Annotated in this window: 21 protein-coding genes; 9 read left to right on the forward strand and 12 right to left on the reverse strand. The window is 49.0% G+C overall.

Annotated elements, in window-relative coordinates:
• Nucleotide 1 precedes the first annotated feature (1 nt).
• The 9 genes from CZ360_RS12690 to CZ360_RS12730 form a co-directional block, all read right to left on the reverse strand.
• Nucleotides 2-829: a YesL family protein gene (locus tag CZ360_RS12690; RefSeq protein ID WP_077534589.1), complete on the reverse strand. Its 828-nt coding sequence runs from the start codon at nucleotides 827-829 to the stop codon at nucleotides 2-4.
• A 42-nt stretch (nucleotides 830-871) separates the two neighbouring features.
• Nucleotides 872-1,615, reverse strand: coding sequence for a stage II sporulation protein M (locus CZ360_RS12695; RefSeq protein WP_077534590.1), 744 nt, complete (start codon nucleotides 1,613-1,615; stop codon nucleotides 872-874).
• A 60-nt stretch (nucleotides 1,616-1,675) separates the two neighbouring features.
• Nucleotides 1,676-2,467 (reverse strand): pyrroline-5-carboxylate reductase, encoded by a 792-nt coding sequence (proC, locus tag CZ360_RS12700; protein ID WP_229408056.1) that lies wholly within the window; start codon nucleotides 2,465-2,467, stop codon nucleotides 1,676-1,678.
• Between the two features lie 42 nt (nucleotides 2,468-2,509).
• On the reverse strand, nucleotides 2,510-3,889 hold the full coding sequence (gene scfB, locus CZ360_RS12705; RefSeq protein ID WP_077534592.1) for a thioether cross-link-forming SCIFF peptide maturase: 1,380 nt from the start codon (nucleotides 3,887-3,889) through the stop codon (nucleotides 2,510-2,512).
• A 75-nt stretch (nucleotides 3,890-3,964) separates the two neighbouring features.
• Nucleotides 3,965-4,108: a six-cysteine ranthipeptide SCIFF gene (gene scfA, locus CZ360_RS12710; RefSeq protein ID WP_077534593.1), complete on the reverse strand. Its 144-nt coding sequence runs from the start codon at nucleotides 4,106-4,108 to the stop codon at nucleotides 3,965-3,967.
• 154 nt (nucleotides 4,109-4,262) lie between these two features.
• Nucleotides 4,263-4,709 (reverse strand): TIGR04086 family membrane protein, encoded by a 447-nt coding sequence (locus CZ360_RS12715; protein ID WP_324612716.1) that lies wholly within the window; start codon nucleotides 4,707-4,709, stop codon nucleotides 4,263-4,265.
• 82 nt (nucleotides 4,710-4,791) lie between these two features.
• Complete coding sequence (gene yajC / locus CZ360_RS12720; protein ID WP_324612712.1) at nucleotides 4,792-5,133, reverse strand: preprotein translocase subunit YajC; 342 nt, start codon at nucleotides 5,131-5,133, stop codon at nucleotides 4,792-4,794.
• Between the two features lie 201 nt (nucleotides 5,134-5,334).
• Nucleotides 5,335-6,723, reverse strand: coding sequence for an NADPH-dependent glutamate synthase (gene gltA, locus CZ360_RS12725; protein ID WP_077534595.1), 1,389 nt, complete (start codon nucleotides 6,721-6,723; stop codon nucleotides 5,335-5,337).
• Nucleotides 6,724-6,779: 56 nt separating this feature from the next.
• Nucleotides 6,780-7,616: a sulfide/dihydroorotate dehydrogenase-like FAD/NAD-binding protein gene (locus CZ360_RS12730; RefSeq protein ID WP_077534596.1), complete on the reverse strand. Its 837-nt coding sequence runs from the start codon at nucleotides 7,614-7,616 to the stop codon at nucleotides 6,780-6,782.
• Nucleotides 7,617-7,823: 207 nt separating this feature from the next.
• On the opposite strand from CZ360_RS12730, the gene CZ360_RS12735 reads away from it, so the two are divergent.
• The 3 genes from CZ360_RS12735 (at nucleotide 7,824) to CZ360_RS12745 (ending at nucleotide 9,776) form a co-directional block, all read left to right on the forward strand.
• Complete coding sequence (locus CZ360_RS12735; protein ID WP_077534597.1) at nucleotides 7,824-8,672, forward strand: putative manganese transporter; 849 nt, start codon at nucleotides 7,824-7,826, stop codon at nucleotides 8,670-8,672.
• 112 nt (nucleotides 8,673-8,784) lie between these two features.
• Nucleotides 8,785-9,231 (forward strand): cell wall hydrolase, encoded by a 447-nt coding sequence (locus tag CZ360_RS12740; RefSeq protein WP_077534598.1) that lies wholly within the window; start codon nucleotides 8,785-8,787, stop codon nucleotides 9,229-9,231.
• Between the two features lie 122 nt (nucleotides 9,232-9,353).
• Nucleotides 9,354-9,776, forward strand: coding sequence for a hypothetical protein (locus CZ360_RS12745; protein ID WP_143530254.1), 423 nt, complete (start codon nucleotides 9,354-9,356; stop codon nucleotides 9,774-9,776).
• A gap of 60 nt (nucleotides 9,777-9,836) precedes the next feature.
• Here CZ360_RS12745 and CZ360_RS12750 read toward each other — a convergent pair whose 3' ends face one another.
• Together CZ360_RS12750 and glmS are read right to left on the reverse strand one after the other, a co-directional pair.
• Nucleotides 9,837-11,819 carry an ATP-dependent helicase gene (locus tag CZ360_RS12750; RefSeq protein WP_077534600.1) on the reverse strand — a complete coding sequence of 661 codons (1,983 nt, stop codon included), beginning with the start codon at nucleotides 11,817-11,819 and terminating at the stop codon, nucleotides 9,837-9,839.
• A gap of 78 nt (nucleotides 11,820-11,897) precedes the next feature.
• Nucleotides 11,898-13,718 (reverse strand): glutamine--fructose-6-phosphate transaminase (isomerizing), encoded by a 1,821-nt coding sequence (gene glmS / locus CZ360_RS12755; RefSeq protein WP_077534601.1) that lies wholly within the window; start codon nucleotides 13,716-13,718, stop codon nucleotides 11,898-11,900.
• Between the two features lie 474 nt (nucleotides 13,719-14,192).
• Between glmS and CZ360_RS12760 the strand changes: the two genes are divergently transcribed.
• Complete coding sequence (locus CZ360_RS12760; protein WP_159438297.1) at nucleotides 14,193-15,164, forward strand: alpha/beta fold hydrolase; 972 nt, start codon at nucleotides 14,193-14,195, stop codon at nucleotides 15,162-15,164.
• A gap of 57 nt (nucleotides 15,165-15,221) precedes the next feature.
• On the opposite strand, the gene CZ360_RS12765 is transcribed toward CZ360_RS12760, so the two are convergent.
• Nucleotides 15,222-15,902 carry a Crp/Fnr family transcriptional regulator gene (locus CZ360_RS12765; protein ID WP_077534603.1) on the reverse strand — a complete coding sequence of 227 codons (681 nt, stop codon included), beginning with the start codon at nucleotides 15,900-15,902 and terminating at the stop codon, nucleotides 15,222-15,224.
• 176 nt (nucleotides 15,903-16,078) lie between these two features.
• Between CZ360_RS12765 and leuC the strand changes: the two genes are divergently transcribed.
• The 5 genes from leuC to yfcE all read left to right on the forward strand — a co-directional run bounded on the left by leuC (nucleotide 16,079) and on the right by yfcE (nucleotide 20,510).
• The gene (leuC, locus tag CZ360_RS12770; protein ID WP_077534604.1) at nucleotides 16,079-17,347 is read left to right on the forward strand and encodes a 3-isopropylmalate dehydratase large subunit; all 1,269 of its coding nucleotides are present in this window, start codon (nucleotides 16,079-16,081) and stop codon (nucleotides 17,345-17,347) included.
• A 21-nt stretch (nucleotides 17,348-17,368) separates the two neighbouring features.
• Nucleotides 17,369-17,851 (forward strand): 3-isopropylmalate dehydratase small subunit, encoded by a 483-nt coding sequence (leuD, locus tag CZ360_RS12775; RefSeq protein WP_077534605.1) that lies wholly within the window; start codon nucleotides 17,369-17,371, stop codon nucleotides 17,849-17,851.
• Between the two features lie 16 nt (nucleotides 17,852-17,867).
• Entirely contained in the window at nucleotides 17,868-18,695 is an 828-nt protein-coding gene (locus CZ360_RS12780) for a sugar phosphate isomerase/epimerase family protein (protein WP_077534606.1), read from the forward strand.
• Nucleotides 18,696-18,718: 23 nt separating this feature from the next.
• Nucleotides 18,719-19,789: a 3-isopropylmalate dehydrogenase gene (gene leuB, locus CZ360_RS12785; protein WP_077534607.1), complete on the forward strand. Its 1,071-nt coding sequence runs from the start codon at nucleotides 18,719-18,721 to the stop codon at nucleotides 19,787-19,789.
• Nucleotides 19,790-19,964: 175 nt separating this feature from the next.
• Nucleotides 19,965-20,510 carry a phosphodiesterase gene (yfcE, locus tag CZ360_RS12790; protein WP_077534608.1) on the forward strand — a complete coding sequence of 182 codons (546 nt, stop codon included), beginning with the start codon at nucleotides 19,965-19,967 and terminating at the stop codon, nucleotides 20,508-20,510.
• Nucleotides 20,511-20,526: the final 16 nt, after the last annotated feature.

Here is a 20,526-nt window from a genome sequence, read left to right on the forward strand (position 1 = left end):
TCTACTTGATTGTCTTTGCTTTCTTGGCGGTTTTTGTTTCTACCGGAACTTCCTGCGTCCCGATATCTTCAAAGATAAATTCTTCCTCGTCCATGTCTCCCATATCCAGGACATCCGGACGTTTCTCTCCAATTTGTTCATAGTACGGGTCAATAATATATTTCTCCACATACTGGAATGAATTATAGGTCATGATAAACCAGACAGTGGTAAAATAAAGCGGGATAATCAAAAGGATCGTAATCGGGAAGAACAGGAACATCAAAACGCTGATTAAAACTACAAACAGGGTCGTCAAAAGATTGGTTTTTATCCCAACAATCGACAGAAGGAACGCGTTTTTCAGCATGGGTTTAAATTTCATATCCAAAACCGGAATCATAATAAACATGTACATGCTTGCCAGCGCAACAATAAATCCAATTGAAAGCACCAGTACCAGCGGTACATAGAAAAAATTGCTGCTGTCGAGCTGCGCAAAATAGAACTGATAAGCAACGTAGCTTAACACCAGCACCACAAGGTCAATCAGCCCCATCACAAAGCCCTGTTTCCAGTTCTTTTTAAAGGCTTCCAGAAAATCCGACCAGAGGAAAACCGGCCGCTCCATGGTATAATTTTTTAAGATATAGGTCATCGCGGCGGTTGCCGGCCCAATGGTGACAATCGGAATACAGAACAAAATATAAATCAGGTTGAGGGTAATCAGCTTCCAGAACTTCCTGAAATATAGTTCAAAGAAATGGAAAAACCTCTTCTTCTGCGGCCCGTTTTTATCTACGCCCTTCCCAGGCTTGGTGTAATCGAACAGCCCAAAAAATCCAGCCATGGATACATCTCCTCTTTTTCACTTCAAAATCATATTTCCCATCTATTCCAGATGGAACATTCCCGAAAAAACAAACCTTAATATACACTCCACTCCGGCAGAAGCCGCCAGCATGGCAAACAAAATCACATGCTTTTTCAGGTATAAGGTCAGCATTTCCCGTTTCAGGGTTACGGAATCCCTTAAAAAAGAAAACAGAATCCTGTTGGACAAACGAAATGCTTCCCGGCAGGACAACGTCAGCGCAATCACAGATAACAGCATCCCCGGCAGGATCATCAGAACTGCATAGAGTACCCCTTGCATTCCCTGCGTCAAATAAAGGTATCCCGTATAGCTGCCAAATCCCAGTCCCCGGATAAACAGAAGCCCCAGCGAAACCGGCTGTCCCACCGCGCTCAGCCCGCTGACAAAGGAAATCAGCAGGAACACTGCCGACGAGGTCAGGGCATTTAAGAAAATCATCCAGTTGGCCTGGCTCTGCGCAGCGTAAAGGTAGGATTGGTTTACAGCGGAGAGACTGTCCCACAAGCCGTCCTGCCCGCTCTGTAAAAAGGAAGCGCCATAGAGCATCCCAAGCAGAAACAGGACGAGCATCCAATAAAACGTCCGGGTTGCGCGGGAACGCTTCACTGAAATTTGCTGCGCCGTCTTAACCGGCTGCACAGACCGGCTTGCTTCCTGTTTTTTTTCTTTAAGCCGCGGCACCTCTTCGATCTTGTTATCTGCCGCAATGGACGGAACTGGTTCTATATTTGCAGGGGTAAAACCGCTTGTCCGAATCATAACATCATTCCTATCATAAAAGATTATGATAATTTATATGTTACGAAAATTTAAATTATTCTATTTTGCAAGCTCACACGCGCGTTTTGTACAACGATCGCAGGCATTTTTTATCATTTCTCCCAAACCGTCCGCACGGAATGATTCAAGTCCTGCAATGGTAGTTCCGCCCTTGGAGGACACCATCTGGATCAATTCCTCTAAGCTATATCCGGATTCCGTCATCATTCTGGCCGAGCCGATCAGGGTCTGGCAAAAGAGCGTTAAAGCAACCTCGGGATCAATTCCCTGTTCCTCAGCATACCTGATAAAGCTACGGGTAATTTCGTAGATATAAGCCGGCGTGCTGCCGTTTACCGAGATCACAGCGTTCATCTGCTCCTCGTCAATGACGGCGGCCTCCCCGGACGCCCGGAAAATATTGCAGCAGAAATCAAATTCCTCCCTGCTGGTCGGGCTGACCCGCGCCAGCGCGGACGCCCCGCATCCCAAAAGCAGGGGGGTATTCGGCATTACCCGCACCACCTTGGCGTCAAATCCAAGCTGCCGTTTGATATAAGCCGAGGAAATGCCGGCCGCAATAGAAACCACAACAGTATCCGGCGGCACATGCCCCTTCAGTTCAGAAAGGACTTCCTCAAAATTCTGCGGCTTGACAGCCAAAAACAGGTATTTCACGCTTTCGGCCAGCTCTGCCGCAGAGGCTTTTGCCTTTGCGCCGGCAGCTTCGAGCTTTTCTACCTGCTGACAATTAATGTCATAAACAAATATATCCGATTCCGCTTTTCCAATATAACCTTTGATAATGGCGGTCGCCATATTGCCGGCGCCGATAAAACCAATTTCATTCATGATTGTTCCCATTCCTTTCCCAAGACCGGAAATCCTGTGATTCTACTCTTCTCCAGCCATAGCAGCCTTGATCATAATCGCACATTCCAGGCGCTTCTTTTCCAGCTCGCAGGAAATATGATGCGCCTTATGGATATCCCCGGCATACTGATAGCTGTTGGCGTTGCATCCGCCGCTGCAATAAAACTTCGCCCAGCAGTTTTTGCATTCCTCTTTGGTATAGACGTTCGCTTTCGCGAAATAATCTTTTTTCTTCAGGTCAACGGAGAGATCGTGGACACTTCCCATCTTCCAGTCCTCCATCCCGACAAACTGGTGGCAGGGATAGACATCCCCGTCCGGCGTGACGGCAACATATTCATTCCCGCAGCCGCAGCCGCGCAGCCGCTTGATCGCGCAGGGCCCCTGGTTGAGATCGATCATAAAGTGGAAGAAATTAAAGCCTGTTCCGGCTTTTTTCCGCTCAATCATCTGTTTTGCGAGCGTTTCATATTCTTCAAAAATTCGCGGCAGATCCTTCTCGGTAATCGCGTATTCCTGATATTCCTCCGACACCACCGGTTCAATTGAGATCTGATCAAAACCCAGCTCGTTTAAATGCATAACATCCTTTGCAAAATCCAGGTTGTGCTTGGTAAAGGTTCCCCGCACATAGTACTGCCACCGGTCTTCCTCATTCTCCAACCGCTTTTCCACCAGCCGCTGGTAGTTCGGAACAATCACGTCATAGCTGCCTTTTCCGTTCGGCGCCGGACGAAGGAGGTCGTTGACCTCTTTTCTGCCATCAATCGACAAAACAACATTAGACATCTCCCGGTTGATGTAGCTGATCTTCTCATCGTCCAGCAAAATCCCGTTGGTTGTGATGGTAAAACGGAAGTTCTTCCCGTATTCCTCTTCTTTGCTCCTGGCATATTCTACCACTGCTTTGACTACGTCAAAGTTCATCAGTGGTTCCCCGCCGAAGAAATCCAGCTCAATGTTTTTTCTGCCGTGAGAATATTTCAGCAGGAAATCAATCGCTTTTTTCCCGGTTTGTGCATCAAGAAGCTTCCGTCCGCCGCCAAAGTCTCCGGTAGAAGCAAAGCAATATTTGCATCGCAGGTTGCAGTCGTGTGCGACATGCAGGCACATCGCTTTAATCGGGGAGGCTACCATCATCCCGGCATATTGCTCATAATCATCGGCCGAGAACAAGAGCTCAGCCTGATAAAGCTCCATGATCTCCTCGTAGGCCGCCAGCACATCCTCGCGCTTATATTTTTCTTCCAACGCCCTGACCGCTTCCTCCGGACATTCCTCCTGCAAGGGCGGAACCAGCTTTTCCAGCAGGTCATAAACAATTTCATCAACCACGTGGACGGCGCCGGAATTGACATCCAGCACAATCGAATATCCGTTTAAACGGTATTGATGAATCATCAAAACATCCTCTCTGTTATGTAATACAAAAAATTAAGGGACATGTTCCATGTCCCTTAGCAGTAAGTGCATCGCTTATTTACTGTGTTCGCATTTCTGGTTTGCTACAGTACAAGAAGTTTTGCAAGCAGACTGGCAGGAAGCCTGGCATTCGCCGCATCCGCCGGTTGCAGCAGATTTCTTCAGATTTGCGCTATTTAAGGTTTTAATATGTTTCATTTTCTCCCATTCCTTTCTTTCAAAACAGGCCTGCACAGCTCCAGCCCGGTCAGACTCTCCGTGTCGCTGAACAAACCCAATGTTTGAATCACAAGCATTCAAACTTTTCTTCAATCATTTAATATGAACATTATATCATATTGTCCGGACAGATTCAACGTTTTTTGAGCTTTTTTTTGCTGTTTTTCGTTTTGGAAGCTTTTGTCATCGCTGCCGATAAAAATACCGGCACCAGAATTGCGGCATACTTTGCAAAGCTCATCGCTGTAATCGGTTCCCGAAAGAATATCAGGTTTACCAGAACCAGAATCAGTGTCATCATCAAACCGCAGATAATTGCCATGGTGCCCCGTTCCTGCGGAAACGCCTTCCCGCACAGATGCCCGGTCACCAATGCGCCCAAAATCAGAGCAACAAAAACAAACCCGGTTACCACCACATCCGGCAGATCAACCAAAGCAAATATAAACGCAAAAAATCCCGCCAGGACAATCGTCACCAGCTCGCCCCCAATTACACAGACGAACATTGGGAAAAGAAAGCCCTTTGCAGATTTCTTGCTGTTATTATTCCGCGCAGCCTTACGCTGCGGAGCGGTCATTGCAGACACAATGATTCCCCCTCACTCCGTTTTTATTACAGCTTATTCCAGAGATCGCGGTTTTATACATCAGAAGAGGAAATTAACCTTCCAGATCGTCATGAATAGTCGCGTTGGACTGAATCGCCCAGCGTTTGATTCTGATCTTGTTTCTTTCACCCGCAGTTTCAATAACAACATTGTCTTCCTTCAGGCTGACAACCAACCCGATGATACCGCCGATGGTGGTAATTTCATCCCCAACCTGCACATTCTGTCTCATTTTCTGGGTTTCTTTGTCTTTCTTTTTCTGCGGACGGATCAAAATAAAATACATAATGACAAACATCAGAATCAATGGCCCGATTGTAATCAATAAGGACATTGCACCGCCTGCACCCTCCGCGCTGGTTGTAGATGCAGCCAACAAATTCATCATATTCATAAAATTACCAAAAGCCTTTCTGACTCACCGCTTCATTTTTAAGTTCCCACCGCCTTACCGTGAGCCTGATAAGGCGTCTCTTTACAAGCCAAATGGAAACAACGTAAAACGCTGCTTCCATTCGATTTACACAAAAAATATTATACACTGGTTTCCAAAAAGATGCAAGAATAATTTATAATCATTCATGATATCTTTACATTATTTATTCTGGAGGTATTCATCGATTGCCGCAGCAGCCTTCTTTCCTGCTCCCATTGCCAGGATCACCGTTGCAGCGCCGGTGACTGCGTCTCCGCCTGCATATACCCCTTCACGAGTGGTTTTCATCGTTTCCTCATCCGCAACCAGGCAGCCCCTGCGGTTTGCTTCCAGCCCATCCGTTGTAGTTCTGAGCAAGGGATTCGGAGAAGTACCCACCGCCATGATCACACTGTCAACATCCAGTACAAATTCGCTGCCTTTAATCGGCTGAGGACGGCGCCGTCCGGAATCATCCGGTTCACCCAATTCCATTTTGACACATTCAAGGCCGCAAACCTCGCTGTTTTCATTTCCCAGCACCTTAGTCGGGTTAGTAAGCAGGAGAAACTCAATCCCCTCCTCCTTCGCATGGTGGATTTCCTCCGCCCTCGCCGGCATTTCAGCCTCTGAACGGCGGTATACAATATAGACATGCTCCGCGCCCAGGCGCTTTGCGCTCCGCGCTGCATCCATAGCAACGTTCCCGCCGCCGACCACTGCAACAGCTTTTGCATGGCGGATCGGCGTATCATATTCATCAAGGTATGCCTTCATCAGGTTGATTCTCGTCAGGAACTCATTGGCGGAATAAACGCCTATGTAGCCTTCTCCCTCAATGCCCAAAAAGCTCGGCAGCCCTGCGCCGGAGCCGATGAAAACCGCTTCATAGCCCATCTCAAAAAGCTCGTCTACAGAGAGTACCTTCCCGATGACCATATTGGTTTCTACTGTCACGCCCAATTCGGAAAGCTTGTCAATTTCCTTTTGTACAATCTTCTTTGGAAGACGGAATTCCGGGATTCCGTAAACCAGCACCCCGCCGGCTTTGTGGAACGCTTCAAAAATAGTAACCTGATAGCCCTTTCTGGCAAGATCTCCCGCGCAGGAAAGCCCGGCCGGCCCTGCACCGATCACCGCGGCCTTTTTCCCGTTGGACTGCGGTTTTTCCGTCTTGTCCGTTCCATTTTTCATATACCAGTCCGCGACAAAGCGTTCCAGCCGCCCAATCGCAACCGGTTCTCCCTTAATCCCTCGGACACACTTTCCTTCGCACTGTGATTCCTGCGGGCACACCCGGCCGCAGACTGCAGGCAAGGCATTGGTCGAGGTGATAATACGGTAAGCCTCCGCAAAGTCCCCTGCCGCAACCTTTTCGATGAATTCCGGAATCCGTACATTGACCGGACATCCTGAGACACAGGGCTTATTTTTGCAGTGCAGGCAGCGGGTTGCTTCTTCCATTGCCATGATTTCATCGTATCCAAGCGCAACCTCTTCAAAATTCTTATTCCGGACATTCGGATCCTGTTCCGGCATTTTTACTTTTTCTAAGGACATATTCGCCATTGTCTTCATTCCCTTTCCCTATATCAATCATTGATCTCTCAAGTAATTTCTTAAGTTTATTTTACTTCCTGGTTCAGCAGCCGGCAGCCGCGCTCCCGTTCTGCTTTCTGATAGGTGGAATTCCGGCGCATCAATTCGTCGAAATCGACCTTATGGCCATCAAAATCAGGCCCGTCGACACAGGCGAATTTAATCTGCCCGTCAACCGTGACACGGCAGCCGCCGCACATCCCGGTTCCATCAATCATAATCGGATTTAGGGAAACAATGGTTTTTATTCCATGCGGTTCTGTGACCTTACATACAAACTTCATCATCGGGATCGGGCCGATTGCAACGACAAGGTCGTAATTCACGCCGGCGTCAATCTGTTCCTGCAGCGCATTGGTAACAAATCCCTTTTTCGCATAAGAGCCGTCGTCTGTGGTAATGATCAAATTATCGCAGACCGCCCTCATTTCGTCCTCCAGGATCACGATATCTTTATTTCTGAAACCGGCAATCAGATCCACACTCACCCCCATGGAGTGGAGCAATTTTGCCTGCGGGTATGCAATCGCACAGCCAACGCCGCCTCCGACAACAGCCACCTTTTTGATCCCCTCGTCAAAATGGGAGGCTACGCCCAGCGGTCCGACAAAGTCTTTGATAAAATCCCCTTCGTTCAATTCCGCCAATTCCTTGGTAGAAGCGCCGACCGTCTGAAAAATAATCGTAATTGTACCAGCTTCACGGTCATAATCTGCAATTGTCAATGGAATTCTTTCCCCCTGCTCGTCCACGCGGAAAATAATAAATTGTCCCGCCTGTGCTTTCTTCGCAATGAACGGCGCCTTGACTTCCATCAAAACTACAGAATCGTTCAATTGTTTTTTCCTTACAATCTCAAACATTCTGAATTCCTCCTCAAATTCTCACTGCCATTTTTCGCCCTCGGCATAGATTATTTCTATTATACATGATTCATCTCCTCTTTTCAAGTAAACCGTCATTCCAATTTTGACATCCCAGCCATTTTGTATTATAATATTAACTCATAAACGGCTGTCCACAGCAATATCTAACTGAAGGCTCAAACCACATGAAAAGGAGCGAAAATCTTGCCAGAATTTATCCTTGAAACCATTGTCGATACGCTCAAATCCATCCCTATTTTGTGGATTGTCTATGTATTGATCGAGCTGATCCAGCGGAAAATGAAACCGGAAAAAATAGCACAAAGCAGAAACAGTGTCTGGGCGCCTGCGGTGGGCGCCTTAGCCGGATCAATCCCGCAGTGCGGCTTCTCCGCCGCCTACGCAACCCTCTATAACGGCGGTGTCGTTGGAGCGGGAGCATTAATCTCGGTGTTTATCGCAACGTCGGATGAAGCGATCCCCATCCTGCTTTCCCGGTCGCAGGATTTTGGGATTGTTCTTGCCCTGATTCTCTGCAAAATTATTTTCGCCATGCTCGCCGGCTACCTGTTTCAATATACAATTTTCCGCAACGAAAAGACCTCGTCCCCGGATAAAGACCTGATCTGCCGCAGCGAGCACTGCCATGAGCACCATAAAAAATCAATTCTGCTCAATTCCCTGATCCATACCCTGAAAATTTCCGCCTTTATCGGCGTGACCCTGCTGATTATCAACGCCGTCATCTATCTGATCGGCGAGGACAAGCTGGAGGCGCTGCTTCTGTCACAGAGCATCTTCCAGCCGTTTATCACCGCACTGGTGGGGCTGATTCCCGGATGCGCGACCTCTGTGCTGCTGGTTGAACTGCTGTTAAAGGGATCGATTTCCTTTGCCTCAGCAATTGCCGGGCTTTCTACCGGCGCGGGCTTTGGGTTTATCATCCTCTTTAAAGACTCCAAGAGCCTGAAAACGAGCTTCCTGATCCTTGCCTGCACCTATTTTGCCGGAGCAATCATCGGCATGATTTTGCAGATCATCCCAATTTTTTAGCAAATCGAATTACAAAAAAGGAGAGCAAACGTGTTTGCTCTCCTTTTTTGTATCCTTTTTCGCCTTTTTTGCATAGCATAATACGACTTTATCTGCAGAAAGGAGTGGTATGATGCCCTATACTACCCGGGAACTGATGGCAAGAATTATCCAGTGTGAGGCAGGCGGCGAGGGTGATGCAGGGATGCGCGCTGTGGCACGTGTAATTATGAACCGCGCTACCATCCAGTACGGTGAATTTGCGCGGGTCAACCAGGGCGGAAACGTACGCAATGTAATTGAACAGGCCGGGCAGTTCAACTGCATGCGGAGCGTTCTTGGAGGGCGAACCAATACCCAGAACGTCTGGAACATGAATCCGACAGAGCTGCACTATGAAATTGCCGACTGGGCGCTCGCCGGAAACAACCTGCCCGGCGTTGACCATTCGCTCTTCTTTTACAACCCCTACAGCCCCAAATGCACCACTTATTTTCCGCCGGGCGGCACCGGTGTGATCCATAACCGGATCAATGACCACTGTTTCTACATCCCTACCGAAAAGTACGCCGATACATAAAGAACCGATTTCCGGTATTCCAGGCCTTATACCGGTTTCCCAGCCAAAACGTTTCCAATAAAAGCAGCCCCAAAACATGAATGAAAGGAATGCTTTTGCTCAGCAGAAGCAAGGTGATTATAATGGATCAATTCCAGGATATCCTAAACCAGTATCTTGCCGGCAAGCAGCCAAACTCCAGTGTTTATCCGCAGGCAATGCAGAATGCCGCCAACCAGACTGCCGCGCAGAACGCGCTTCAGCCCTATCAAAGCATCATGCCGCAGACCTCACAGTCCAACAGCATGATGATGCAGCCTATCCAGCCGTCCAACCAGCCGCAGTCTGAAATGCTCTACAATGACGAGTATCTCAATGCCATCCTGCAAAAATTTGTCGGCCAGAAGGTAGTGGTCGAATTTTTAATCGGAACCAACACCCTGCTCGACCGCAGCGGTTACCTGCTGGAGGTCGGTGCAAACTACCTGATTCTAAACGAGCTTGAAACCGATGACCTGCTGGTCTGTGATTTCTATTCCGTCAAGTTTGTCAGGGTTTATCTCTGATTTTAAATTACATTAAGGAAATGGCAGGACTTCGTCCTGCCATTTCTCTTCCAAAAAGAGTCAGCCCTTATTCGATGTCATTCCGCCCAGCATTTGCCTGAGCTTTCCGTTCACGCCTTTCCTGCTTCCATCCTGTTTTTCCGATTCGCCGAGAAAGCGGGAAACAAACCGGGACTTTTCTGTCTCCTCGTCATTGCAGAATGCAGACGTAAAGATCACCAGTTTTTTCCGCGCGCGGGTTACAGCGACGTAAAACAGCCTTGCCTCGCTCTCCATTTCGTCCATCTCCTCATACTCCGCTTCCTCAACTGCCTGGGAGCTCGGCAGGATTCCGTCCATCATATCCAGCAGAACCACCGTATCAAATTCCAGTCCCTTGCTGGAATGGATGGTGGAAAGGGTCAGCGCGGCCTCAGGACTTTGGTCTGCCGGACGCGCCAGCCTTTGGGCTAAGGAGTCAAGCCCCAAAAGGAACTCGTCGGCAGTGCGGTAAGGCTCGGAAAGCGCCTTGAGGATATTCAGCTTCAGATGGGCGGTAATCCGGTTGGTTCCCTGATCAAATTTACCCTTCAAATAGTCCCGGTATTCCAGCTTTTCTTCAATCCAGTCAATCGCCTGGCGGGGCGGCTTTTTCCGGAGGGCAGGAAGCAAAGACCTCATCCTCAAAAGCTTCTTCCTGGAATAAGCAGAAGCGTCCGGGCAGTCCAAAGCCGCTTCCCACACGGAACGGTATCTGGGAAAATTATTTTTAACGTAGAGAACAACTGCTCTGGAACAATAGCAGTGATAACAGACCCGCTCAAAGGCTCCGAGATTTTCCGGATCATCGGCAAGCTGAAAATAAGCCAGGACGTCCCGCACTACAAAACTGCCGAAAAAGCTGCGTTGGGAACGTTCCCGGCAGCTATAGGGAAGCTGTCCCTGCTCCAGCAGGCTCAGCATCGGGATTGCGCTTTCATTATAGCGGTACAGGACCGCAACCGTACCTGTCTCTGCTGCTGCAAGCTCCAGAAGCCGCCGGTACTGCCTGCTGTAATCATCCAGACTTATCACCTCGACTGCCGCTTCCCCCGCCTTTCCGCTCACCATTTCCTTCGCATAACGGCTGCGGTTCATTTTGATAAAATCATTTGCTTTTCCTGTGATTTCAGAGGGACACCGGAAATTTTCTTCCATTTTCAGCACCTGGGCATCGGGATAACGGACAGAAAACCCATACAGCTCCTCCGGATACGCGCCCCGGAACGAATAGATGCACTGATCCTCGTCACCGACAAAAAAAGTCCATTTCCCCTTTCCAAGCACCCTGAGAATTTCAAATTGTAATTTAGAGGTATCCTGCGCTTCATCCAGATAGATTTCATCATACCGCCCGGCAAACTCTTTTCTCACCGGCTCTACCTTTTGCAGAATATCCAGCGCAAAGGTAAGCATGTCCTCATAGTCCATGACATTGCGCCGTTTTTTTCCCTCATCATATTGTTCCATAATCTCACTAAAATTCTGGGCTGTCACCTCATAATCCCGCAGTTCATTCTTGGTAATCATCCGGTTTTTCACCAATCCGATATCGTTTTGCAGACTTTCCAGCATATCATCTGTCAGATATTCCCCGTTGATCTCCTGATAAATGCCTCTCAGCAGAGCGCCCTCCTGCCCGGCAAGGAGCTTCGGGCGCTGACGGCCGTATCTCCGCGCGTAATAATTCAACACCTGCAGGCAGAAGCTATGTATGGTGGAAAACCGTGGAGGTTCCGGTACTCTGCCGCCGAATAGGGAGAGAAACCTTCTCTGCATATCCCGTGCTGTTTCCCGTCCGAAGGTAAGCGGCAGAATCCGTTTGGAATCCACTCCGCAGTTTAAGATCCGATGCGCAATCCTGCTGACCATCACCGTTGTTTTTCCTGATCCGGGAACCGCTAACAGCAGGATATTGCCCTTTTCTGATTCAATCGCTTCGATCTGCTGGCTGTTTAATTGAATCGCAAACTGTTTTTCCAGGATCACAGGGATGTGATCCGTGTATTCGGGAACTGTAATCATCTGCACACCCTTTTCCTTCAAAAAACAGGCGGCAAGAACTGCCGCCTGTTTGGTTACCTGATTCTATCTGCCTTCAGATTATTCTACTGTCACAGATTTTGCAAGATTTCTCGGTTTATCTACATCGCAGCCGCGCAGCACTGCTGTATAGTATGCGAAAAGCTGCAGCGGAATCACTGCCAGAAGCGGAATCAGGATATCGTCCGTCGTCGGAACGCGGAGCACATAGTTCGCAATATCCTCATTTACTTCAAAACGGTCGTTTACAACCAGAAGCACCTTCGCGCCGCGCGTTGTTACCTCTTTGATATTGCTAATCGTCTTTTCATAGATGTTTTCCTGCGTTGCCACCGCGATTACAGGGACGTTATCCGTAATCAGCGAGATGGTGCCGTGTTTTAATTCCCCTGCCGCATAGGCCTCGCTGTGAATATAGGAAATCTCCTTCAGCTTGAGGGAACCCTCCATCGACAGAGCATAATCAATGCCCCGGCCGATATAAAAGAGGTGCTCTGCATTCTGGAACCGGGAGGCGAAGTATTTGCAGGTATCAGACTGGTCTAAAATCTGCTGCTGCTTTTCCGGGAGGGAAAGGATTGTACCGCAATAGCCCTTCACCTCTTCTTCGCTCAGAGTACCAAGCGCCAGCGCCATCTTCAGCGCAATCAGGTACATCACAGACATCTGTACCGTATATGCCTTGGTGCTCGCAACCGCAATTTCCGGGCCTGCCCAGGTATAGATGATGCTGTCTGCTTCTCTGGCAATCGAAGAGCCTACTACGTTGACAATCGCCATCGTATGGATGCCCTTTTTCTTTGCCAGCCGCAGGGCCGCCAGCGTATCTGCGGTTTCGCCCGACTGGGAAATGACGATAACAAGATCATTTTCTTTCAGAATCGGATCGCCGTACCGAAATTCCGACGCAATGCAGACCTCCGCCGGAATACGCGCCAGCTTTTCGATCGCGCATTTCCCGATCATTCCTGCATAGCTCGCCGTTCCGCAGGCTACAATATGAATTTTCCCGATTTTTCGGATCAAATCATCGGTAAAGGAATCTACCTGCAAATCGGGCAGGCCGTCTTTAATCCTAGGCTGTACCGTTTTCCGAAGAGCGTCCGGCTGCTCAAAAATTTCCTTGAGCATAAAATGCGGATAACCGCCCTTCTCCGCCGCCTCAATATCCCAGGTCGCAGTATGCCGTTGTTTTTCAATCAGTTCATGATCCAGGTTATAGATTTTCGTGCCGCCCTCTTCCAGCACCACAATTTCATCTTCATCAATCAGATAATAGTCCTTGGTATATTTCAAAATTGCCGGGACATCGGACGCAATAAAATTCTCGCCCTCTCCTAAGCCGACAATCATCGGGCTGTCTTTCCTTACCGCAAAAATCTGGTTCGGGAAATCAGCAAACATAATTCCAAAGGCATAGGAACCCTTCACGTTCTCAATAACCTTTCTGACCGTCTCAAACGGGTTTCCGTCATAGTAATAGTCCAGCAGCTTTGCTACAACCTCGGTATCTGTTTGCGATTCAAACAGATAATTTTTAGCCGCCAGCCGTTCTTTCAGTTCCAGATAATTCTCAATAATTCCGTTGTGTACCAATGTAATCCGGCTGTTTCCATGCGGATGGGAATTTACGTCGCTCGGCTCTCCATGGGTCGCCCACCGGGTATGGCCGATTCCACAGCTTCCTTTCGGCTTCCCGACAAGGTTCATTTTTTCTTCCAAATCGTCCAGGCGGCCCTTTGCCTTGACTACCTTGATCCCTTCTTCTTCAAACACCGCGATTCCCGCCGAATCATAACCCCTGTATTCGAGCTTGCGCAGCCCGTCTATTAATACCTCAGAGGCATTCCGTTTGCCAATATATCCAACAATTCCGCACATAAATAAAACCCTTTCTTTCACAGGAGGGCAACACAATAAAGCTGTAATTCCCAAGGGATATTACAAAAAGCCTTCCTGCATTACAAATTATTTTACGGGCTGTACTTTTGTAAAACCCGGTTGCCCGGATCGTTTGTATACAGCCTGACGATTGAAAGGAAATCCCCCTCAACCGGGAGAGCACCCGCCGAAACACTCGATTATCTCTCCACCTCGTTAACCCTGTATGCGGAATCAGGTCTGGCGCTGATATCAGATAGACTCACCACGATCCTCCTTTTCAAAATTTTCTCCGCAAACCATACTATGTTGATACTGCAATTATTGTACTGTTTTTTTTAAAAAAAGTCAAATAAAGCCGGTGGAAGGAATATATTTTGCAAAGTGTTGCACATTATTCATAGTTTTTATTGAAAATGGACACGAAAAAGGTGTATGATAATAACTAAGAAAACTAGGAAAGGGTGTACACGAATGGGATGTGCTATGAGCCGTTCTAATTTTTTAAGCAGCAACGGGACAGACCGTATTGCATATTACATTTTCCGGAATGAGGATACACAGGAAAAGCCGAAAGCCATCCTCCAGATATCCCATGGCATGTGCGAATACTTCCTGCGGTACAGCGATTTTGCGGCGTTTTTAACCCAGCACGGATATATTGTCTGTGGCAACGACCACCTGGGGCATGGAGACTCCGTAAAAAATGACGATTACCTAGGTTATTTTGCCCCGAATAACGGGTGGAAATACCTCGTTCAGGATGTTCACCGTCTTACGCTGAAAATGAAGGCGAAATATCCGGATATTCCACTGATTCTGATGGGACACAGCATGGGCTCGTTCATCACGAGGCTCTATATCGACCAGTTCAGCGATGATATTGACGGGGTTATGATCGTCGGCACCAATGGGGGAAACCCATTTACCACAGTCGGTATTACGCTGGCAAAGCAAATTCGGGCAATCCGGGGAGAATTTCACCGCAGTTCCCTGCTCCAGAAGCTGACAAACGCCGGGTTTAACAGCAAATATCCGGAGCATTATTCTGAACATGACTGGCTGAGCCGGGACAAACGGATAGCCGACCAGTTTGCGGCAGACGAAAAGTGCGGCTTTACCTTTACCGCAAGTGCTTTTCTTGACCTCTTTACCATGATCCGGCTGATCAACCGCCCGCAGTGGGGACAGATGATCCGCAAAGACCTGCCCGCCTACCTGTTCGCAGGCGACAATGACCCGGTCGGCGATTACGGGAAAGGCGTTGCCAGAGTCTATCAGCATCTGAATACTTTAGGCATTGAAGATTTGCAGATCCGGTTATATCCGGGTGCGCGGCATGAGGTGTTAAATGAGATCAACAAAGAAGAGGTTTACCAAGACGTCTTAAACTGGCTGGATCAGAGGTTCGCGGCAGAAAAGCCTATATCAAAAATACAGGTTTAAGCTGATTTCCGATCAGCAATCATAAAAACCGGAGACAGCAAACGCTGTCTCCGGTTTTTATGATTCATCACTTGTAAAGGCAAATTCCTGAAGCGCCGGAAAATCACAGAGCTCCGTCATCCGATAGTTGACCCGCACCCATCCAGCTTCTACAAATCTGCCCAATACGCGGCTGACGGTCATACGTGAAACGCTCGCCATGTTTCCAAGCTCCTCCTGGCTGATCCCCGCAACCAGCCTGCCGTCCTCTTCGCGGCACATCTGCACCAAAAGCTGTGCTATCCTGCGGTCGGCGTGCAAAAAGGCCATATTATCCACATGGCTGGAGAGCATCCTCACCGTCCTGGCAAGATACCGCAAAAGATCCAGCGCGGTTTCTGGCTGGGTGCGGAAATATTTTAACATCATCGGCTGGTTAATGACAACCAGCTCCGTCTTTTCCAAAGCGCGCGCGGAGGACATCCTCGGCAATTCGTCAAAAAAGGAGGCCTCCCCAAATACCGAACCCGGTTTTTGAAGCGCAAGTATTTTTTCCGTTCCGTTTTCAGAGCTGAGAAAGGTTACCGCCCGCCCGGATTTTAAATAATAAAACGCTTCGGCGTGCTCCCCCTGGCTGTAGACCATCTGCCCCTTTGCGAAAACGCGGGTATTCTGCTCCTTTGCAAACAGCGCAATCAGCCTGCTGTTCTGCAGGTCCCGTTCAATTGGGCTTGGGAAAAAAAGATTTGTATGATCCATTTCATTCTCTCCAAACTGTTAATTCCTTTTTATAATTGTAACATTATTTACATTCTTTTTGCAAGCAGTATGCTATAATAAAAACAACACAATATTTGGAGAGGAAAGCCTTCTCCGCTATTAATTGCAGCATGACGCAGCAGCATTAATTTTAAAAGAAAGTTGGGATTTACATTATGGGTATGACCATGACGCAAAAAGTCCTGGCGGCACATGCCGGGCTACCTTCCGTAAAACCGGGACAGTTGATTAAGGCGAAGCTGGATTTGGTTTTGGGAAATGATATCACCTCCCCTGTCGCCATCAATGAATTTAACAAAGCAGGATTTGACCAAATCTTCCACCAGGATAAAATTGCCCTGGTAATGGATCACTTTACACCGAATAAGGATATCAAGGCAGCGGAGCAATGCAAGCAGTGCCGCACCTTTGCAAAGCAGTACCACGTCAAAAACTACTTTGATGTCGGTGATATGGGAATCGAGCACGCCCTCCTTCCCGAAAAGGGCCTGGTGGCTCCGGGCGACTGCGTGATCGGCGCAGACTCCCACACCTGTACCTACGGCGCTCTGGGCGCTTTCTCCACCGGCGTCGGCAGCACCGACATGGCTGCAGGCATGGCTACGGGCGAGGCCTGGTTCAAGGTACCGTCCGCCATCAAATTCAACCTCACAGGAAAACTGAATAAATGGGTGAGCGGAAAAGACGTCATCCTTCACATCATCGGAATGATCGGCGTGGACGGCGCGTTATACCGCTCCATGGAATTCACCGGCGAAGGGCTCAAAAACCTGTCCATGGACGACCGGCTCTGCATGGCTAATATGGCGATTGAAGCCGGCGCTAAAAACGGTATTTTTGAAGTGGACGACGTTACCCTGGCTTATGTCAAGGGGCGCGTTGACCGGGAATATACCGTCTTCCAGGCGGACAGCGACGCGGAATATGACGAGATTTATGATATCGACCTGGGCAGCATCAAATCCACCGTCTCTTTCCCCCATCTGCCGGAAAACACCAAAACCATTGACGAAGTGGGCGACATCAAGATCGACCAGGTTGTCATCGGATCCTGCACCAACGGACGGCTGGAGGATATGGAAACTGCGGCTGCCATCCTGAAAGGACGCCGCGTTGCAGAGGACGTCCGCGCGATTGTAATCCCGGGTACACAGTCCATCTATAAGGAATGTGTGAAACGCGGCTATGCTGAAATCTTCATCGATGCCGGCTGTGCCTTCTCAACGCCAACCTGCGGGCCATGTCTCGGCGGGCATATGGGTATCCTGGCTGCCGGAGAACGCGCCGTTTCCACTACCAACCGGAATTTTGTCGGACGGATGGGCCATGTCGATTCCGAGGTCTATCTGGCAAGCCCGGCTGTCGCCGCGGCGAGCGCAGTGACCGGAAAAATTTCAGGCCCGGAAGCAGTTCTGGGAAAATAACGGAGAAAGGAAGAAAGCAGAATGAATACAAAAGGATTTGTACATAAATACGGCGATAATGTCGATACCGACGTTATCATCCCTGCAAGATACCTGAACACTGCGGATGCAAAAGAGCTTGCGAGCCATTGCATGGAAGACATCGACAAGGATTTTGTCAAAAACGTTCAGCCAAACGATATCATCGTTGCGAACTACAATTTCGGCTGCGGCTCCTCCCGTGAGCACGCGCCGCTAGCGATTAAAACGGCCGGAATCTCCTGCGTCATCGCCAAAACCTTCGCCCGCATTTTTTACCGTAACTCAATCAATATCGGACTGGCAATTCTGGAATGCGAGGAAGCCGCAGACAAGATCGAAGGCGGCGATGAGGTCGCGGTCGATTTTGATACCGGGATTATCACAAACCTCACAAAAAACGAAACCTATCAGGCAGAGCCCTTCCCTGATTTTATCAAGGAAATCATCCATGCCAACGGACTGTTAAATTCCCTGAAAAAATAATCAGGGGGATTGGAGAATGAAGATGGAGAAGATTAAAATCGCCGCGCCGCTGTATATCCTTAGAAACGAGGCGGAGCAAGACCTTTTTGCCGTTCTGGAAAAGCTGAAGGCAATCGGCTTTGAAGGGGTCGAGCTGCTGGGCTTCTTCGGGAAAAAGCCCGAGGAGATTAAAGCAAAGCTGGACGAGCTTTCGATGGAAGCCGTCGGCAACCATGTCCCGAGCAACGAGTTTATCAAAAATCCCGACAAGGTCATCCGGGATCATCTTACAATCGGCTGCCGCTATATTACCATCGCATGGCCTGACCGCGCCATTGCCCCCGGCACGCCGGAATTTGACCAGACTATTTCGGATATCAAGGTAATTGCAGGGCGCTGTAAAGAAGCCGGCATCACCCCGCTCTATCATAATCACGATTTCGAATACCGCGTCAGCCCTTCCATCGCGGATGTTGTAATGGAAAGCTGCAAAGCGGAAGGCATCTGCATGGAGCCTGATCTCGGCTGGATGCTTTTCGCCCAGGCTGACCCGGCGGAGGCGCTGGCAAGATACTCTTACCGCTGCCCGGTAATCCATTTCAAAGACATCTATGCCAAAGACCTTTCGCTGGTCGGCAAGAGCGAAGAACTCGGCGAAGCTAAAGCGCGTCCGGAAAAGGGATATTTTGAGTTCCGTCCGGTTGGCTATGGAATGCTGAACATCCCGAAGCTGATGCCGCTTTGTCTCGCCTGCAAGCCGGAATGGTTTGTTGTTGACCATGACCTTGCCTACGAGCGGGACAGCTATCAGGATTTGAAAATCAGCGTGGATTATCTCAAGGTCCTGATGGGAATTTGTGAATAAATAGGAAAGAAGTGTCAATCAGTATGGAAAAAAATATTGTTCTGATTAAAGGCGACGGGATCGGGCCGGAAATTGTTGATGAAGCGCTGAAGGTGCTGGACAGGGTATGCGGTAAATACGGTCATACCTTCCACTATACCCGAATTTTGATGGGCGGAGAATCCATCGACGAATACGGCGTTCCATTGACTGACGAGGCGCTGGAAACTGCCCAAAAGGCGGATGCTGTACTGCTCGGCAGCGTTGGCGGCCCGAAATGGGACACCCTCCCCGGTAATCTCCGGCCGGAAAAAGGGCTTTTGGCCATCCGGAAGGGTCTGGGACTCTTTGCCAATGTCCGCCCGGCATACCTCTATCCGGAATTAAAAGCTGCCTGCCCGCTTCGGGATGAAATCATTGGGGACGGCTTTGACATGGTCGTGATGCGGGAGCTCACCGGCGGGCTGTATTTTGGCGCGCGCGAAACCGTGGAACAGGACGGCCAGATGGTGGCAAAGGATACCCTCGTCTATTCTGAAGCAGAAATCCGGAGAATTGCGGTAAAGGGCTTCGATATCGCAAGAAAACGCCGCAAGAAGGTGATCAGTGTAGATAAAGCGAACGTCCTCGATTCCTCCCGTCTCTGGAGAAAGGTTGTACACGAGGTGGCAGCGGATTATCCGGATGTGGAATGTGTAGATATGCTGGTCGACAACTGCGCAATGCAGCTTGTGAAAGACCCGAAGCAGTTTGACGTGATTCTGACTGAAAATATGTTTGGCGATATCCTCTCGGATGAAGCAAGCATGGTGACCGGCTCCATCGGGATGCTCTCCTCCGCAAGCCTGAACGAAACAAAATTTGGGCTTTACGAGCCAAGCCACGGCTCTGCCCCGGACATTGCGGGAATGGACCTCGCAAATCCAATCGCAACCATCCTTTCCGCCGCAATGATGCTCCGTTATTCCTTTGATCTGGACGAGGAAGCGGACGCCATTGAAAATGCCGTAAAACAGGTACTCAAGGACGGATACCGCACCGGCGACATCATGAGCGATGGATGCATCCAGGTTGGCTGCAAACAGATGGGCGATTTGATTGCCGAGCGTGTTTAACCGTACAAAAAACATAAAAACGGATGTCAGTACTGTTGATATCCGTTTTCTTTTTTCTTCCAGTATGCTATAATGATGACCGGGAACAGGAAAGCTGTTTTATACGGTATTACAGCCGTTCCCTATTCCACAAGAAAGGACGCTTTCACAACAGAGAAAGCGATGGTTCATAAGCATGAAACTGATGATTGCTTCCGATATTCATGGTTCTGCCTATTACTGCCGCAGGCTGCTCCAGGCATATGAAAAGGAACAGGCGGATAAGCTGCTGCTGCTCGGGGATATTTTGTATCACGGGCCGAGAAACGACCTTCCGCGGGAATATGCCCCGAAGCAGGTGATCACTATGCTCAATGACATTTCCGGGGAAATTTTATGTGTCCGGGGAAACTGTGATACCGAGGTCGACCAGATGGTACTGGATTTCCCCATTCTCGCCGACTATTGTATTCTATACCACCACAGCACAATGATCTTTGCAACGCACGGGCATCACTTCAACGAATCCTCCCTCCCCAAGCTGAAGGAAGGTGACATTCTGCTGCACGGACATACCCATATTCCTGCCTGCAGTCAACACGGGCATTACACCTATCTAAACCCAGGTTCTGTCTCGATCCCTAAGGAGGACAGTCCAAACAGCTATCTGATCTTAGAGGACGGGGCCTTCCTATGGAAAACACTGGAAGGAACTGTATGGAAAGAATACGCAATGAAATAAAAAAACAGCAGGCAGA

The sequence above is a fragment of the Massiliimalia massiliensis genome, assembly GCF_900155615.1.
Classification (GTDB): Bacteria; Bacillota; Clostridia; order Oscillospirales; family Ruminococcaceae; genus Massiliimalia; species Massiliimalia massiliensis.

Bases quoted from the DNA above. Each gene is read 5' to 3' on its own strand.
- proC (WP_229408056.1), bottom strand. From the start codon at position 2,467: ATGAATGAAATTGGTTTTATCGGCGCCGGCAATATGGCGACCGCCATT.
- CZ360_RS12780 (WP_077534606.1), top strand. From the start codon at position 17,868: ATGAAGATGGAGAAGATTAAAATCGCCGCGCCGCTGTATATCCTTAGA.
- CZ360_RS12695 (WP_077534590.1), bottom strand. From the start codon at position 1,615: ATGATTCGGACAAGCGGTTTTACCCCTGCAAATATAGAACCAGTTCCG.
- leuB (WP_077534607.1), top strand. From the start codon at position 18,719: ATGGAAAAAAATATTGTTCTGATTAAAGGCGACGGGATCGGGCCGGAA.
- gltA (WP_077534595.1), bottom strand. From the start codon at position 6,723: ATGGCGAATATGTCCTTAGAAAAAGTAAAAATGCCGGAACAGGATCCG.
- yfcE (WP_077534608.1), top strand. From the start codon at position 19,965: ATGAAACTGATGATTGCTTCCGATATTCATGGTTCTGCCTATTACTGC.
- CZ360_RS12750 (WP_077534600.1), bottom strand. From the start codon at position 11,819: ATGATTACAGTTCCCGAATACACGGATCACATCCCTGTGATCCTGGAA.
- scfB (WP_077534592.1), bottom strand. From the start codon at position 3,889: ATGATTCATCAATACCGTTTAAACGGATATTCGATTGTGCTGGATGTC.
- leuC (WP_077534604.1), top strand. From the start codon at position 16,079: ATGGGTATGACCATGACGCAAAAAGTCCTGGCGGCACATGCCGGGCTA.
- CZ360_RS12745 (WP_143530254.1), top strand. From the start codon at position 9,354: ATGGATCAATTCCAGGATATCCTAAACCAGTATCTTGCCGGCAAGCAG.
- CZ360_RS12760 (WP_159438297.1), top strand. From the start codon at position 14,193: ATGGGATGTGCTATGAGCCGTTCTAATTTTTTAAGCAGCAACGGGACA.
- CZ360_RS12730 (WP_077534596.1), bottom strand. From the start codon at position 7,616: ATGTTTGAGATTGTAAGGAAAAAACAATTGAACGATTCTGTAGTTTTG.
- yajC (WP_324612712.1), bottom strand. From the start codon at position 5,133: ATGAATATGATGAATTTGTTGGCTGCATCTACAACCAGCGCGGAGGGT.
- CZ360_RS12715 (WP_324612716.1), bottom strand. From the start codon at position 4,709: ATGACCGCTCCGCAGCGTAAGGCTGCGCGGAATAATAACAGCAAGAAA.
- scfA (WP_077534593.1), bottom strand. From the start codon at position 4,108: ATGAAACATATTAAAACCTTAAATAGCGCAAATCTGAAGAAATCTGCT.
- glmS (WP_077534601.1), bottom strand. From the start codon at position 13,718: ATGTGCGGAATTGTTGGATATATTGGCAAACGGAATGCCTCTGAGGTA.
- leuD (WP_077534605.1), top strand. From the start codon at position 17,369: ATGAATACAAAAGGATTTGTACATAAATACGGCGATAATGTCGATACC.
- CZ360_RS12765 (WP_077534603.1), bottom strand. From the start codon at position 15,902: ATGGATCATACAAATCTTTTTTTCCCAAGCCCAATTGAACGGGACCTG.
- CZ360_RS12690 (WP_077534589.1), bottom strand. From the start codon at position 829: ATGGCTGGATTTTTTGGGCTGTTCGATTACACCAAGCCTGGGAAGGGC.
- CZ360_RS12740 (WP_077534598.1), top strand. From the start codon at position 8,785: ATGCCCTATACTACCCGGGAACTGATGGCAAGAATTATCCAGTGTGAG.